Origin of the sequence: uncultured Luteimonas sp. (assembly GCF_947492465.1) — a bacterium.
In the GTDB taxonomy this organism is placed as follows: Bacteria; Pseudomonadota; Gammaproteobacteria; order Xanthomonadales; family Xanthomonadaceae; genus Luteimonas.
In genome coordinates this window covers 16,923-31,572 of record NZ_CANLNF010000011.1, presented here as the reverse complement: position 1 = coordinate 31,572, position 14,650 = coordinate 16,923, and the positions used below count along the sequence as shown (strand labels likewise).

Genomic DNA, 14,650 nt, shown 5'->3' with positions numbered 1-14,650 from the left:
CGCTCGCATACTTCGCCCAGATCATGGTCCTGGACGAGCTAATGCAACTTGCAGGTGGCGAGCTCGAGAGCAAAACTTCGGAGCCGTCTCAGGACCTCCTGGATCAACTTCCGGATCTGGTACGCGAGGTGGTGCAGTCCATGTCGGAGCCTCGGCCCAAACGCCGACACTGATATCCGTGCGGGACCGGTCACCTGGTGTGGCACCCGCTACGCCTTGGCCTGCTTGTAACCGGCAGTGATGTCGAAGAAGAACGAGCACTCTTCCCACTGACCATCGCCGTTTTCCCGCACAGAGAAGACCAGCTCGTCGACGAACCTGCCGTCCATCCGCAACAGGTTCTGCCGCTCCTTCTTCCACTCCTGGCCAGTCATCAGGAACTTGGCGACGGCGTACTCGATGGACACGTAGTCCACTTTCTCGGTGATGACCAGGGGGCTATCACGGCTCGCGTCGCCAACGCTCACGGGCAGATCGTTGCCGAAAGCAGCCTTCAGACGATCCGGCAGGGCCACAGCGCGCTTCGGAGCGTAGGTGGCGATGATCGGAGCGGCCGGGAGGGCTGGCCGGGATTGTGCGCGGCCGCGCCGCCATGAGCCAAAGATCGAGATGAGAAGCGCGAGCGCGGCGAAAATCATAGCTGCCGGAGCGATCACCCCCAGCCACAGGGTGGAGGTCCTGTGTTCCGGACCGGGCGAATCGCCCGCTGAGGCACGCGACGGCACCATTCCGGTGCGAGAGGTCGGATGAGCCACTCTGGCTGTCGCCAAAGCGTCGTCGTAAGTCACAGCTGGAAAGACGAACTCATCGAACGGCGGGACCGGCCAAGGGCGCTCACAGCGATAGTTGCGCGGGTGTTCTTTGAATCCCTCAACCGCCCATTTAGGTGTGCCCGGCAGCGGCTCTCGAAGCAGCCGGCAGCCGTTTGCGGGGTTATCACGGTACGACGGGAAGCCAGCTCCGTAGTGCGGGTTGTAGCGCCGCTGCTCCCGCTCAGGCCGGACATTGAGCTTCGCCAGGTGGTCTAGATAGCGAGCGTGGACACCGCGCGTGCTTGTCCAGGAGAGAACGGACGCCTCCGAGTTGACCTCGTACGAGACGTAGAACGAGTGGAGCAGCCAGGCTCCCGCCAGCAGCGCCACGATGCCCAGCAGCTTGTAGATCGTCCCCACGGCGATCTCCCCGTTTCCCCGCGGCGAGTGTATAGCCCGGTCGAGAACGCAGGTAGTGGGCGATCCAGATCGGATCCGGTGCTAGCGCTGCGCCGGCCTCCAACCGGCTGCCTGGGCTTCGGCGGATGAGCAGAACCAGCGCTCACCGGCAGCCGGATCGATCACCGTCTTGTCGTAGTCGCGCTGGCCGGGGGAGTGGTAGATGCGGCCGGACGAGCTGAAGTTGCCCTTGATGCGACATGACGGCCGCGGCGCCTGCGCGGGCGGGCGCGCCGCTGCATTGGTCCGTCCTCGACGGTGGTCTGCAGGTGCCTCGAACGTGCCCGACCACAGGTTGCGCCGCGACGCCCGGGCGGACTTCTCGTCGGCCACAAACTGCTGGGAATACTCCCGATAGGCAGTCGCCCAGCCCTGGGCCACCATCCAGCGGTTGATGGACTGTCCACCGAGCCAGCACTCGGCGACGGCGCGACCGTAGCGATCCGTGCTGCGCGGCACGCACCGGACCGGGCGATCCTCGATCAGTGCGTCAAGCTCCAGCGCCGAGCGTTGGCCGCACCTCCAGCTTGTCCCATCGGGCTGGGTGCAGCGCTGGTCGGATTCAGGCGCGTCGATGCCGTACAGGCGGATGCGGGTGCCCCGCACGTCCAGCGTATCGCCATCGACCACGCTGGCTCGGCCTGCGATCTCGGCGTGGGCAGGTGCGACAACCAGGCAGAGCAGGAGGACAGCGAGGAGGTGCGCAGTGGATGTCCGTGCAGGACGGCGGCTGTGGCGATGTGTCATGCAGGACAGGGTAAGCGACGCCGGGGCGCGCCCGGCATCGCAACCGCTATCTGATCAGGCGGCCTTTGCCAGCTTCGGCTCGGCCTCATCGCCCACGAAGGACCATGTCGTGAGGTCCACCATCAGTGGCGAGGTACGCATTGGCGCAAGCTGGAACGTCGCGCCGTGGTAGTCGGTCCAGCCCTAGCGCATCAGCGTCCAGAGCAGTTCCACCGCGAGCAAGCTCACCGATTGATTGACCGGCCATGCCTGCTTGAGCATCGATTCGTGGGCTGAGCAGGACGGTTCGTCGGTGTCGTCCACGCTCTCGATTTCCGGCCATCGGCTTGGGCGGCTTGTCGCCAACATCGACACATCTCAGGCCAAGCCCGACCTTCAGTAAACGGTGTAGCTGCCGCTACTATTGTCAGACGATCGTCCGTGCGGGACAAGGCGCACGCACGGACGCAATTGTGAGGAGAATATTTTGGGCACAGTACCCTTCATGCTGGTGGCGGTTGTTCTGATCTTAGTCGGAGCGGCAGGCTCGGAACGCGGCATGCACCTCGCCATCCTGCCCTGGACGGCATCGGCCTTCCTGTTTTGGATCTGCTTCCGACATGCGCGTCGTGAGCGAATGCTGTCCACGGGCAACTACAGTGAATGGAAGCCGAAGGGCTTCCTGAGAGGCTTTGCGTGGGGTTTCTTAGCGCTCCTGATCGCCATCTTGTGCGCCGTGGCCGCGATGATGCTGGACCTTCCGATGCCGAACTGGATGAGTTCAATCACCATCGGGCTCTTCATGGGCGGGGGGGTCTTGGCCACGCTCGTGCCGCTCGTGTTCGGATTCGGCAATACGTTGCTTGCGGCCACCGCGAAACCACTCTCACGGAAAGACGCGCCCTACCCAGTGCGTGATCCCAAGACCGGGCATGTGAAATGGATATTCCACTCCAAGTCCGAGATGCATAAGCCGATGACCAAGGAAGACCTCCGCGCGGCGGCGATCTCCCGGTACGGGACCATTTTCCTTGACGACTACGAGTACGACGAGAACGGTTACGTGGTCCGAGATCAGGAAGGCAATATCAAGTTCAAGCGCCCACAGCCCGCACAAGCCGACTAGTAACGAGGAAGGGCCGCACCAGGCGGCCCCTCTTCGTGTAGACGTGCTTCCCGCCCTCTAAGCTTCGATTCTCATTCGGCAAATCTCCGCTGGCTCGAGGAGCATCTTGCTAGCGCGTCGATCTATGTCGTGCAGTGTTGCTCAGGGACGATTTCATATCCACTTGCGCGGGCGTTCTTTGGAACCCCGATCGGCAGAGTGTGTTCGCTGCCCGGCGTCCATGATCGATACGGTGAGTTCGCATAGCGCCCCAAGTGATACCTGACTTCATCTACGACGACGTTGATCAGGTACATGTCGCGGCGGCAGGGTCGTACGCGTGTTACGCGATAGAAGACAGTACTCCAGTTCTCATTGAAGTATGTGTCTTTGGCATTCCAGCTCGGGCCCGCTTGGCTTGCGATCTCCTCAGCGGTCAGTGGGATGAAAAACGCGAGTCCACTGGGGTTAACGCGATGAATGCCGACCCCGTAGGTGCGGGTCACGACGTTAGGTCCTGCCAGAAAGCCCAAGCTATTGGTGAAGTGCTGGTTGGATAGCTTGAGCATGACGCCACTATCGACATCGACCCATTCGCCGCTACCACGGAAGTAGAACTTGTCGGTCGCGCTGAGCGTAGCGACACGATCCTGATACGAGGCGACTGCTTCTTCGCGGCTAGCACCAGCGCTGAAGACGTCAAACTGGTTTGGATTCTCCAGCTTGCGTCCCCCGACGATCTGCCCTTCCATCCTACTCGCCGGCGCGCAGGCAGGCAGCAATGCGGCGGTGTCGATCGGTCTGGCTGTCAGTGGTCGTGTTCATTGGTCATGGCTCGTCCGGTGGGAGTCTCGCCAACATGCGAGATCACCGGCGCCGGAAAGTCAGGAGGTCGTGCGTTGGCAGAGGCCAAACTTGCGAACGCCCGGGCGTCCTGGGCGTCGAAGCAAATCAGAGCCGCCGGTACGGCGGTCGGTTCGGACAGTCGGTTCTAGGCTGTGAGCTTCTGGAGCCGGATCAGGACGCTGCCCACCTTGGACAACAGGTAGCCAAAGAAGGCGCCATTAAGTCCAGCGGCTATGCAGAAGATCACGATCGTTGAATTCCAGACCTCCTCGGTGCTGTAGGGACCTTTGGGAACGGTCACGCGACCAAAGAAGAAGGCGGTCATGATGCCGGCGATCACGCTCAGCCAGAGGATCACAGTACCGATGAGCTTCGCCGTTTCCCCCTCCTGAGAAGTCGGATCATCGACTTGGCGAAATGGCGCCACAGCTTGTTCCCTGACCACGGACTCCTGAGGCAAACCGCGGGCCGCACGGCAGCTCGGGCAAACATCACTTGAGGTGTAGGTATCGCAGAAGTTGCATTGCGCCATCGGCTCTCTCCAGGAAAAAAAGAAGGGCCGGGTTCTGGCCTGGCGAGGAGCGTATGCCCGTGCGTATGGGGCCGGCAAGCGCGACCATGGCCCGGCGGTCCTTGGAGTCCCATGCGGCATCGGATGATCAGTTCCGAGCGACGGCTTCGCGGTGCGTTGCCCGTATAGATGGGGGTTGATCCCGGCACTATCTGGCAGGCAGGCCTTGCTCATGCCGCTATGCGCAGCCGAACCCATTCACCACCGATGGGAAGGTGCAGGCCGCTGTCGGTGCCGTCGAACACGGTGAAGTCCGGACCGCTCGTCCAGCCGTCCGCGTTGGACCACAGGTCTTTTGGGGCGTCGGCGACGCGGATGACCCAGAAGCCGGCTGTACCGTCCGGGCCGGACGAAGCGCCTTTGGGGGAAAGCCGACAACAAGGTCGCGTCGGGGTATGCGTCCTGGCACTGCTCCAGGGCATGCGCGGCATCCTCGGCCCAACATTGGAACCGCTGGGCCACCGGCCCCTCCAGCTCGATGCGGTACTCGACCAGGTAGACCGCGAGCACCGGCCGCTCACCAGATGAACTCCGGCAGGCCTGCGACGACGTCCCCATCGGCATTCAGCCGCACCCAGTTGAAGCCTTGATGCTTGCCCCACGCCAGGCCGTCGCGCATGCACTGCGGCGCTTCCTCGGGCAGGTTCTCGATGTCTGAGCAATAGAGCATCGCACCGTGGCTGCCCATCATGCAGGGCGTGTCGAAGAACTCCTCGCCGGCAAGCGTGCTGTGCAGCTGCTCGGAGACTGCGGCGGCAAGGTGCGCGGTGGAGAGCACCGGCGCGCGCATGGCCCAGTAGCCGGACTCGGCCCGTTTGGCCATCTGGCTTTCCTCGTAGTGGCGCCGCGGACTGCGGCAGGACGAACTAGCTGCGAGATGGGCCGGACCCAGAAACTTAGTCGCGTGAGCCGCAGGCGTGACGGGCGGTACATGGGTTGGGGCTGCCGTGTCCTGTATTGGCTACCGATTCCGTCACCTCGAAGGTCGAGCCATCAAAGCGCCTAGGCGCTTGTACTGGTGCGCCGGCCGATGCCGGCCCGGCGAGGAAATGCGAAAGGGGGTCCCATGAGACGTTTGCTTGGCGCGGCGTTCGTCACCGGTCAGTACCTGTGCAACATCGTCGGGGTGTTGCTCACGGCCTATCTTCTGTTCGCGTGGAACGCACAGCGCACACTGGACCCTGCATTTGACGGGTTCAATCCGTGGTGGCCAGGGCTGGTCGCTTTCGCGCTTGGCGGGGTATTCAAGTACGCACGAAAAGGCGTAGGTAGCGATCGTCAGCCGCCAAGGCCATCGTCCGGGACATGACGCGCCGCTCACTCACCCCTGACCAGCCTGCGGGCGCCTGCGCGCGCAGCGCGCGAGAAGGAACATTACGATGGATGAGAGCCGCGGCAGCACGTGGAAGTCGGCGAGGCATTGGGCAATCCCCTTCGTGTCCCTGTCCGCGCTCATCGCCACTGGGGCACTGACCGAAGCCAAGTCGATCTTCTGGCTGCCGGCTGGGCTATTACTCGTAGCGGCGATCAGTCTCTGGACTAATCACGGAACTCGGAACTTCTTTGCCCTGGACCAGTTCTTCGGTGCCCCGGGAGCAGGCCCGTCGCCTGGATTCTGGATCAGCATGGCGATCACCGTTGCCATGCTCCTCGCCGCTGGGAATGCCTTGGGCGAATTTGTGGCCGAGCAGGAGAAGCTGTCGGCGCAGGCAGACGAGCCAATCGAACGCACTCCCATGGCGAGTCCGGGAGACGGCCATGCTGTGCCACAGGCTGAGCCAGCTCCCATCGTGCAGGCTGACGATCCCGTCGCCCGGATGAGGGTGCTCGCTGAAATACACGAAGCGATCGGGACTGCTGCGAAAGAAGTCACCGCCGAGCTTGACGAGCCGGCCTTGTCCCAGGCCAGGTACGACGAACTGATGCTGCGGCTGGACATGCTGGAGTCTGCCAACTTCACGATTGGCTGCCAGCTGTTTCATGGCCAAGCGCAGATATGCAACGGCCAAGTCCCAATCGAGGATGACGCCGAATGGGGCCGCGTCTACACCCAGGTCTTGAGCGACTCGCAGAAGTTCCTCGCGCCGCTTTGAGCAAGACATCGCCAGTGCGTTCAAGCGCTGACCCTGATCGCCCGCTGCTGCACACGCGCAGGCGTGGCCGGCCGAACACATCCGTGCAGCGATGCCGTCGCAGGCGGTGAGACCTGTCCTGCAAGATTCTCTGGAAGAACTCTTGCTGCTAAGGCGATGCGGTGAGGCGCGTCAGAAGGGCACGCGCCAGTCTGGAGTTTTCTGACCTTGGTCATTCTTCCGCGTCATCTCGCAACTCATCTCATCGAACGAGCGGACGATTCGACCGATAGCCAAGGGATACGTCGTCGCTCGGGCAGCGCGCCTCCCACCGAGGAGCTCGCGCATCTGTGCTCCGAGCAGAGGTTCCTCCCACGTGAGAGCGTCCAGGAGACTGTCGAGCTGCTCCAGTCCGTAGGCCTCATGCCGGCTCGACGGGATCGACTCGTGCGTCGGTGGGCGGTAGCACCAGATCTTGCCGTAATCGTGCAGTAGAGCGAGCGCGATTCCCTGCTCCCGGTCTTCGTCCCGGAGCCCATTGGCGCTGGCCACCAGTGTTGCGACCTCTAGAGAGTGTTGGGCCAGACCGCCCGGATAGGCGTGGTGGTTCCGCCAGGATGCCGGGCTCGTCCAATATTCATGCAGAGCGTCCCGGCGGAGCAGAGCTCGCGTCACGAATCGACGCAGGGCCGCGCTTTCCAAGCCGTCGACGAGTTGGGCCACTTGGCCAACGACACCTGCGATCGGGCAGAGCCGGTCAGGCAACACCGCGGATAACGTAGGTTCGATCTCTTCGCAGAAGCTGAGCAGCACGGTGTCGTCCAAGTGCCGCCCGCTTTCCAGAGTGGTGGCCACTCCACGCAGCAGAGGGCCGGGAAAGGCGGTGCTCACCGACAGCCACGTCCAAGCTTCCTGCCAACCTTGGTGGTGGTAGATGCGGCAGCGCAGGCCTTTGTCGGAGTCGTGACCATGGATGACCTCCACGATTGCGGGGAACCTCCGGGTTGCGGGCGCGACAAGATTTGTATTGAGCATTGGAATTCCTCCGCTTGTGATTCAGGACGTCTTGGTGATGGCGAGCAGGGCCGCCATCTGCTTGGGTGACAACGCTTGCAGCACCGCGAGCGCGCGTGCGGCTTCAGCGTTCTCGTCCGGCGACGCCGGTGCCGGCGTCGGGACGCGTCTACCCAAGTGGCCGTTCACAAGACCAGCGAACGCGAGGCCATCGCTGCGCGTCAGATTGGGCACGAATCGCGAATAGACCCGGAACAGCATTTCGGTAGTGGAGTGGCCGAGAACGTTCGCCACCCATTCCGGGTTCTCTCCGGCGGCCAGCATCAGGGTTGCCGCGGTATGACGCATCTGGTACGGCGGCCGGTGCTTCAGCCCCAGGTTGCGCAGCAGCGGGTACCAGACGCGATTGGTGAAGTTGACCGCGTCGATGGGGTTTCCCAGCTTGCTGTGAAACACCCATGGGCAGCCCTCGACAGTCCGTTCCCGCTGGACTTCGAGGGCCGCTCGTACCTGGGGCACCATCGGAATGGTCCGCTTGGACCCCTCGGTCTTCGTGCCTCCATCGCCGTTCCGGGAATGGGTACGTTCCACCCGGAAACTGCCTGCCTGGAAGTCGACGTCCTGCCACTGGAGTCCGTCGGCTTCGCCAGTCCGAAGCCCCGTGAGTAGTCGAACGGTCAAATAGGGGCGGTAGTCCTCCCTGACCCGAGTGGTCAGGAGGTCCACTTCCTCCAGCGAGAACGGGAGGACCTCGCTCCGGCCTTGCTTGAGTCGCTTGAGCGTCCGTCCCGGCGACTGGAGTCCATGCCGGTCACAGCCTTCGTTGAGGACTGACCTAACCAGACCCATGATCTTGTTCACACGCCGCCCTGACAGCGAATTGCCCGCGCGGCCCTGCCGTTTGGCCACTTCAGCCTGAAAGCCAAGCAGGTGGCCTCGGTCGATCGAGTCGAGCCGCATCTCGCCCAAGCCGGGAACAATGAGCCCGTCCAAGGTTCGGCGAACCTCGATCCTGTACTGCCCACGCCAACGCGGTTCCGACTCGAGGAACCAAGTTTCCGCGAACTCACCGAACGTCGGACACGACTGCGTCGTTCCGCTCACTCGGGCTGTGGTTGCCGGCGCCGTCTCCTCGGTGTCCTTGGCGCGTGGGCTGTCCGGAAAGAAGTCGGCGTAAACGAACGTGCCCTTGACCATGGCTCTTTCGATGCGCTTGGCCAGAGCCTCGAGCAACTTGCGATTGCCGGGGGTGTCTGGCAAAGCGGTCTGCTCACGGCACCTCCTGCCCCGGTACTGGAAATCAACGAGCAGCGTGCCCGTCTCGCGACGGGTCCGGACCTTAGCCATGGGCGATGCCGCCGTTGGCCATGGGAATCAGAGGGCCGCGGCCCAGCGAAAAGCTGGCGATGTCGTTCTCGATCGACTCCCAGATGAAGAGGAGCTTCCGTCCGCCGAACGGACGGATGTAATGGATGCCCTCCAGCAGCACGCTGTCCTTCAGGCGATCACGGATGGTCCGGACGTCGTAATGGATCCGTTCCGCCAATTGTTCGGTGGTAAGGTATTCCCTGCTCATCATCACACTCCTATGTAGAGATCTGCTATCTCATGATCATCAAGATGATCACTTGAAGCCGATGGTACACGGTGCATGACGATAATGAACGTCAAGTGATAACCAAAGTAATCGAGGTTCAGCTAATGTTAAGATTCAAGCTGAGGGAGCGGATCGCGGACTTGGAGTTTCGAGAGCGGAGGCGCCTTCAGCTCCAGGAGATCGCCGCCGCCACGGGGCTCAACCGCATGACCTTGTCCAAGCTGGCCAACCACCACGGAGCGAACGTCCAGACGGATGTTCTTGACAAGCTCTGCACGTTCTTCGGCTGCCGCATCGAGGATCTGGTGGAACACGTACCGGATGGTCCCGCTGATCATCCCGATATCGCAACATGAGACGGCGCGGGACTATCGCGGGTGTCGCTGCGCGGGGCACGAACAGGGGGAGAAGGTGTTCGAAGGGACAAGGGGCGCGTCACAAGCTCGCTGGATTCCACCTCGAAATGTTACTCACGCCATCGAGCAGACTTTAGGTGCCAGCAGTGACTGATCTCGCCTTATGAAGAGGACAGCGCGATCGTCGCTCTGGTCGATGGCGGCTGCTGACACTGACGACAGGGTCGGCGATTAGACAGAGTTGTCGGGGGGGCGGCCGGAAACAGCTTTCGACCCCAAGCGGCCCGCTCTCGATCATCTGTCCCGGGGCGCTATAGTGACTTCGCAAGGGATAACGGAGCCTTCAGAATGAACTCATCCATTCCTGACCTGATCACGGCTCTGCCAGACCTGTCAGATGAAGAGAAACATCAACTAATTCTGCTCGGACTTGCGGATGTAGACGCCGGTAGAACGATCTCGCACGCAGAGGTTAAGTCGTGGGTGCAGTTTCTTCTGGAGTCTAGCCGCCGGGACCTACCTTGATGCTCTGACAGTGCTGGGTGGAGACCTCATCGCTGCCCTGCAATCAATCTCAAACTAGATAGTCTGGCCGACGAGGGTCGAACGCGGTCCTCCATCGCGACGCTGGACATGAGTAGAAACTTGCAAGCTTCCGTCTTGGAAGTTCTCGGGGCAGCTTGAGACTGGCCCTTTCGGAGCAGATCCTAAACCGTCTCCAATGGCTGCCGGTCCGCACCATACTTTTCAGAGCACGAAGACGTGGTCCGCATCTGGCCGGTTGCAGACCTAATCGCTTCCGACTCAGCGGTCAGCATTCGCCACACGCGCTGGTATCTCGATCGACGGGCCCATCGGGCGGACCTGGTCGCACCGCACCCGAAGCTAGACTGCACGGAGTACGCGTGTATTGCGACGGCGCGCTGGGTGCCAACTTGCCGCTATCGATCAGAAAGATGCTCCGGTAGGAGATGACCTTCTCAGTCTCGGTCGGTGAAACGGCCATGGATAGGCTGCCGGGATGGAACTCCGATGGCTCCCACCTACCGGCCCTGCCGGAACCGGCCCCCGCGACGCGCTCTATGTGGGCGGGACGGAGGTCGCCCGGATGGTCGAGCGGGTGGACGGCAGCTGGTTCGCCCGGCTGCACTTTCCGGGGCGCCTGGCCGTCACGCGGGACTGCAGGACCTACGAGTCTGGCCGGGCAGGGTGCGAGACATGGGCAAGGCGCCACTACGCGGCCCTTCACGCGCACGCGGAGCTACGGCGCCTGCGATGGCTGGCCGGGCAGACGTGGCGCGGTGCGGAGGCCCTGCGCGCTCGTGAGCGTCTGGCGGAGCTGGAGATTCAGACCAGCAGCCCCCGCATCCCTGCGGAGGCCCGCGCGGTTGGATGACTCGACCGGCCGGACAGGGGTCCAGGGGAGGGGCCTGTCCGAGCCAGCGTGTGCCGCGCGTTGCTGGTGTGGGCAGGATGCTCCCGCCCCGAGACCCCGGCTATCAGGCGGGGTCGAGTCCGTGTGTAGGGAATCCCCGACACCCCGGCTAACCTTGCCCTATTCCGAACCTTGGAGGCCCCATGTGCTACTCCGCCCAGGTCCGCGCCGAACACAAGAAATTCCAGCGGGTGACCGGATCGAAGATGACGGTTAAGGAGTACGTCCGGCTGTACTGGCTGGACGAGGGTATGGACCCCTACGCCAAACGCCCCCGCACACCCCGGGCCATGGACATCGGATTCCTCCGGGACGGTCCCGAGGAAGTTGCCGAGCTGATTCGCCTATGGGACGCCAAAGAGACCGCAGACCTGGAGCGCGAGCTGTTCGCCCAGCGTAAGCGCGTAGCCGACGCGGAACGCAAGCTGCTGATCAAGGTCACGAAGAAGGCGCAAGAGGACGTTCGAATCGGGACCAACAAGCTGGAGCAAATCCGGGAGAAGCTGGACGCGCTACGCCGCACGGAACCCAAGGCCAGCGACCAGCGGATGTTCCCGGGCAGCTTCTGCCATGTGCTGGTTTCGGAGGGCGGGGAGCGCGTCATGCGCCCGATGCGCTACCAGTGCCGCCTTGCGGGCAAGCCTACCTCCTACGACCGGGATTTCTCGGGCACGTACAACGCCCGCCGGGACAACCTGGAAGGGTTCTGGCGGGGACAGTTTGGGCGCGCGCATGGTCTGATTGTCGCCGACGTGTTCTACGAGAACGTGCAGGGGCCGGACGGCAAGAACCGCGTCTTGGCGTTCACCCCGCGAACGGGCGAGCCGATGTTCATCGCGTGCCTGTATTCCCACTGGACGGACCCCAAGGGCCAAGAGCCGGACCTGTACTCCTTCGCTGCGATCACGGACGAGCCGGAGCCGGAGGTCGCAGCGGCGGGCCACGACCGGACGATCATCAACATCAAGCCCGAGCATATCGATGCGTGGCTCAACCCCGCCCCGTCGAACCTGCCGACCCTGTACGCGATCCTGGACGACAAACAACACCCGTACTACGAACACCGCGAGGCCGCATGAGCAGGCCCCCGTCTGAATGGATACCCGAGGCGCACCGGTTCATCGAGACGTTCGACCGGAGCAACACATTCGAGCAGTTCTGGAACGAGTATCTGGCACTATTTGGTCACGAGAATCCGGACGTTCGGCAGGTGGGAGACGATCCGCAGGACTTGGCTGCCATGAGGGAGCTGCGGCTGGCGCTTGATCCCTTCATGGCATCCCACCAGGGCAAGCTGGACACGGAAGTGATCGACTCAGACTGCTGACGACGCCCGAGCCTTCGTCCGCCATCGCTAGGTGGAAGCGCTAATGCCGACGTGCCTCTTGTCAGCATGGGAGCAAGCCAAGCCAATGCGGGCCACGCGCGGCATTAGACTTGCGCATTGGCCGCTCATATGGCGAAGTGCTCTAGAGCCGCGAAATTGCGCTCACAATCGAAGGGAAAGTTGGCTCATGTCAACACACGCAGGGCGCGCGGACACCACGCAGCAAGATGTTGTTGAAAGGGCGAAGCAGAACGCACTTCGCCTTGCTCTCCAGCACGCAAATGCAGAGGTCGTCGAGTTCAAGGCGTTAGCGCTTGTTGACCTTCAAGGCATCTATCTGCGGCTCCACGAGGTGCTAACTGGAATCAACTTCCCGATTGAGACCGGGGCCATTATTGGGAGGCTAGGCGCGCTCCAGATTAATGACGTTTTCGTAGAGATCCAACAAGCCGTCAAACAGAAGCTTGGTAACCGCGTCGGGATACTCCAGGAAGTCTATGATGAGATCGAAGTTGAGTTCGTGGAGGGGAAGGCGTACTTGGCGCAAGCGCCAAGGGTCATCCAGGATGGCAAGTATTTGCATGTAGAACCTGCTTTCGAGGTGTTCTATGCCACGCCGCCCTTGGCGGAGCTTGAATGGCCCTTAGGGCAAGAGGAAAGAAAGGGAAGCTCGCAGGCGCGAGAACAGCTGCGGATTCTGAAAGCCGGAAAGATCCGCCACCCCAGTTTCGAACGCGATTACCGATTCTTCTCGGAATTTGTCGACGCGGTTAAAGGAGATTCGCGCTGCAGCGGCTACACGGAAGGCTTTTTCTCTTGGCGTGTCGGTCCAAAGGGACTTCAGTATTTGGACGAAAAATGTGTCGATACGAGCATCGTGATCAGAGCGATGGAGGCGCTTTACGAGAAGCATGCCGACGTGCTCTGCATCATCTCGTCGGATCAGGATTTCATCCCTGTGAAAGAGAAGTGCGAGAAGTTCGACGTTCAGTTTTTCCAAAAGGACGCAGCCAAATTCTTCTCCGGCACGTACGTCGGGAAAGAGATCGCAAGCCTTGGGGACAACTACATTGCCGGGACATTTAAGCCAGAGTGGCCTATTGAAATCCTTACCGAGCACCTGAAGCCCGGCATTGGTAGGTGTTGTCTGCTAGACGGGATAACCGAAAAGGAGGCACTTGCCCTTGCGAGCTTCCACAATGCGATAAATGACTACAAGGTCAACCTTGCCCCGCTGCATGACGGCAGCTTTCATATCATCATGACGCGGCCAGATGGGAGCGAAATTGAGTATCGCAATGACCCCAAGACCAATATGAGGCAAGTCAAGATCAAGACCCTGGAGTATTAGGGAGGTCCAGACAGGTGTTTCCCGGAGACAGGCGGAGACTCTGTGCATGCGCCGGTCGGATTACGTCGTTGTTCCAGCAGATGCTGGCCAGTGCGCTCGCGATGACCATGCGACGTCTGCTTTCGACCCAAAGCGGACTCAGGCACGCAGCGCATCGACCACCAACCGGAACGCAGGTGATGGCTGCCTCCGACTGGGGTAATACAGGTGGTATCCAGGGAATGGCGGGCACCACCGCGCAAGCACCCGTACGAGTTCGCCCGATTCGAGGTGCGGCGCGAACTCGTCTTCGGGCAGGTAGGCGATGCCCAAGCCACCCAGCGCGGCCGCGACGATGTGGTGGCTGGCGTTGAAGATGACTTGCCCTTCCACGCGCACGTTCTGCTGCCGACCAGCCCGCTCGAACTCCCACACGTAGAGCCCGCCATGCGTCGGGAACCGGATATTGATGCAGCGATGCGCGACCAGGTCCCGTGGCGTCTTCGGCGGAGGATGCTTTTCCCAGTATGCGGGCGATGCGACTGCCGCCATGCGTAACCTGGGCCCGATCGGCACGGCGATCATGTCCTTGTCGATCTCCTCGCCCATCCGCACGCCGGCATCGAAACGATCCGCCACGATGTCCCGTAAGCCATAGGAGACATCGAACTCGATGTGGATGTCGGGGTACTGATGCATCAGCGGCGCGAGCTTCGGCAGCAACGTGGTGCGCAGCACGTGGTCGCCGCAGGTGATGCGTACCGTCCCGGCGGGTTTCTCGCGCAGTTCGGTAATGGCATCGAGCTCGGCCTCGATTTCGTCGAAGCGATGTCCAATCGCCCGCATCAGGCGCTCGCCGGCCGGCGTTGGCGCCACGCTGCGCGTGGTGCGGGTAAGCAGGCGGATCTGCATCCGCGCCTCCAGGCCGCTGATCGCCTGGCTAACGGCCGATTGGGTGACCCCCAATTGGGCGGCAGCACGCGTGAAGCTGCCCTCGCGCGCGACGGTGACGAAGGCAAGCAAATCGTTGAGGTTGCTCCTGGCCATGGAAGCCAGTGTG

Annotated in this window: 17 protein-coding genes; 7 read left to right on the top strand and 10 right to left on the bottom strand. The window is 62.1% G+C overall.

Annotation, left to right across the window (positions count from 1 at the left end; translation table 11 throughout):
• Positions 1–209: 209 nt before the first annotated feature.
• Together Q0863_RS17045 and Q0863_RS17040 are read right to left on the bottom strand one after the other, a co-directional pair.
• The gene (locus Q0863_RS17045) at positions 210–1,172 is read right to left on the bottom strand and encodes a hypothetical protein (protein ID WP_298581284.1); all 963 of its coding nucleotides are present in this window, start codon (positions 1,170–1,172) and stop codon (positions 210–212) included.
• Between the two features lie 81 nt (positions 1,173–1,253).
• Positions 1,254–1,958, bottom strand: coding sequence for a thermonuclease family protein (locus Q0863_RS17040; RefSeq protein WP_298581283.1), 705 nt, complete (start codon positions 1,956–1,958; stop codon positions 1,254–1,256).
• A gap of 538 nt (positions 1,959–2,496) precedes the next feature.
• On the opposite strand from Q0863_RS17040, the gene Q0863_RS17035 reads away from it, so the two are divergent.
• Positions 2,497–3,063, top strand: coding sequence for a hypothetical protein (locus tag Q0863_RS17035; protein WP_298581281.1), 567 nt, complete (start codon positions 2,497–2,499; stop codon positions 3,061–3,063).
• Between the two features lie 122 nt (positions 3,064–3,185).
• On the opposite strand, the gene Q0863_RS17030 is transcribed toward Q0863_RS17035, so the two are convergent.
• The 4 genes from Q0863_RS17030 to Q0863_RS17015 all read right to left on the bottom strand — a co-directional run bounded on the left by Q0863_RS17030 (position 3,186) and on the right by Q0863_RS17015 (position 5,282).
• Complete coding sequence (locus Q0863_RS17030) at positions 3,186–3,794, bottom strand: hypothetical protein (RefSeq protein WP_298581279.1); 609 nt, start codon at positions 3,792–3,794, stop codon at positions 3,186–3,188.
• 239 nt (positions 3,795–4,033) lie between these two features.
• Complete coding sequence (locus Q0863_RS17025) at positions 4,034–4,420, bottom strand: hypothetical protein (RefSeq protein WP_298581277.1); 387 nt, start codon at positions 4,418–4,420, stop codon at positions 4,034–4,036.
• A gap of 209 nt (positions 4,421–4,629) precedes the next feature.
• The gene (locus tag Q0863_RS17020; RefSeq protein ID WP_298581275.1) at positions 4,630–4,881 is read right to left on the bottom strand and encodes a hypothetical protein; all 252 of its coding nucleotides are present in this window, start codon (positions 4,879–4,881) and stop codon (positions 4,630–4,632) included.
• Positions 4,882–4,976: 95 nt separating this feature from the next.
• Positions 4,977–5,282 carry a hypothetical protein gene (locus tag Q0863_RS17015; RefSeq protein WP_298581273.1) on the bottom strand — a complete coding sequence of 102 codons (306 nt, stop codon included), beginning with the start codon at positions 5,280–5,282 and terminating at the stop codon, positions 4,977–4,979.
• Between the two features lie 243 nt (positions 5,283–5,525).
• Here Q0863_RS17015 and Q0863_RS17010 point away from each other — a divergent pair, with 243 nt between their 5' ends.
• Together Q0863_RS17010 and Q0863_RS17005 are read left to right on the top strand one after the other, a co-directional pair.
• The gene (locus tag Q0863_RS17010) at positions 5,526–5,768 is read left to right on the top strand and encodes a hypothetical protein (protein ID WP_298581272.1); all 243 of its coding nucleotides are present in this window, start codon (positions 5,526–5,528) and stop codon (positions 5,766–5,768) included.
• Between the two features lie 70 nt (positions 5,769–5,838).
• Positions 5,839–6,552, top strand: a complete 714-nt coding sequence (locus tag Q0863_RS17005; RefSeq protein WP_298581270.1) for a hypothetical protein — start codon at positions 5,839–5,841, stop codon at positions 6,550–6,552.
• A 171-nt stretch (positions 6,553–6,723) separates the two neighbouring features.
• Here Q0863_RS17005 and Q0863_RS17000 read toward each other — a convergent pair whose 3' ends face one another.
• The 3 genes from Q0863_RS17000 to Q0863_RS16990 all read right to left on the bottom strand — a co-directional run bounded on the left by Q0863_RS17000 (position 6,724) and on the right by Q0863_RS16990 (position 9,121).
• Positions 6,724–7,515: an HD domain-containing protein gene (locus tag Q0863_RS17000; protein ID WP_298581268.1), complete on the bottom strand. Its 792-nt coding sequence runs from the start codon at positions 7,513–7,515 to the stop codon at positions 6,724–6,726.
• Between the two features lie 72 nt (positions 7,516–7,587).
• Positions 7,588–8,892 carry a DUF3596 domain-containing protein gene (locus Q0863_RS16995; RefSeq protein ID WP_298581267.1) on the bottom strand — a complete coding sequence of 435 codons (1,305 nt, stop codon included), beginning with the start codon at positions 8,890–8,892 and terminating at the stop codon, positions 7,588–7,590.
• On the bottom strand, positions 8,885–9,121 hold the full coding sequence (locus Q0863_RS16990) for a hypothetical protein (protein WP_298581265.1): 237 nt from the start codon (positions 9,119–9,121) through the stop codon (positions 8,885–8,887). Before Q0863_RS16990 ends, Q0863_RS16995 begins: the two co-directional genes overlap by 8 nt.
• A 125-nt stretch (positions 9,122–9,246) precedes the next feature.
• On the opposite strand from Q0863_RS16990, the gene Q0863_RS16985 reads away from it, so the two are divergent.
• From Q0863_RS16985 to Q0863_RS16970, 4 genes are all read left to right on the top strand, one after another.
• Entirely contained in the window at positions 9,247–9,498 is a 252-nt protein-coding gene (locus Q0863_RS16985) for a helix-turn-helix transcriptional regulator (protein ID WP_298581263.1), read from the top strand.
• 1,578 nt (positions 9,499–11,076) lie between these two features.
• On the top strand, positions 11,077–12,012 hold the full coding sequence (locus tag Q0863_RS16980) for an SOS response-associated peptidase family protein (RefSeq protein ID WP_298581260.1): 936 nt from the start codon (positions 11,077–11,079) through the stop codon (positions 12,010–12,012).
• Entirely contained in the window at positions 12,009–12,260 is a 252-nt protein-coding gene (locus Q0863_RS16975) for a hypothetical protein (protein WP_298581258.1), read from the top strand. Before Q0863_RS16980 ends, Q0863_RS16975 begins: the two co-directional genes overlap by 4 nt.
• 187 nt (positions 12,261–12,447) lie before the next feature.
• Positions 12,448–13,611, top strand: a complete 1,164-nt coding sequence (locus Q0863_RS16970) for an NYN domain-containing protein (RefSeq protein ID WP_298581256.1) — start codon at positions 12,448–12,450, stop codon at positions 13,609–13,611.
• Between the two features lie 138 nt (positions 13,612–13,749).
• On the opposite strand, the gene Q0863_RS16965 is transcribed toward Q0863_RS16970, so the two are convergent.
• Positions 13,750–14,637 (bottom strand): LysR family transcriptional regulator, encoded by an 888-nt coding sequence (locus Q0863_RS16965; RefSeq protein WP_032969003.1) that lies wholly within the window; start codon positions 14,635–14,637, stop codon positions 13,750–13,752.
• Between the last annotated feature and the right edge of the window lie 13 nt (positions 14,638–14,650).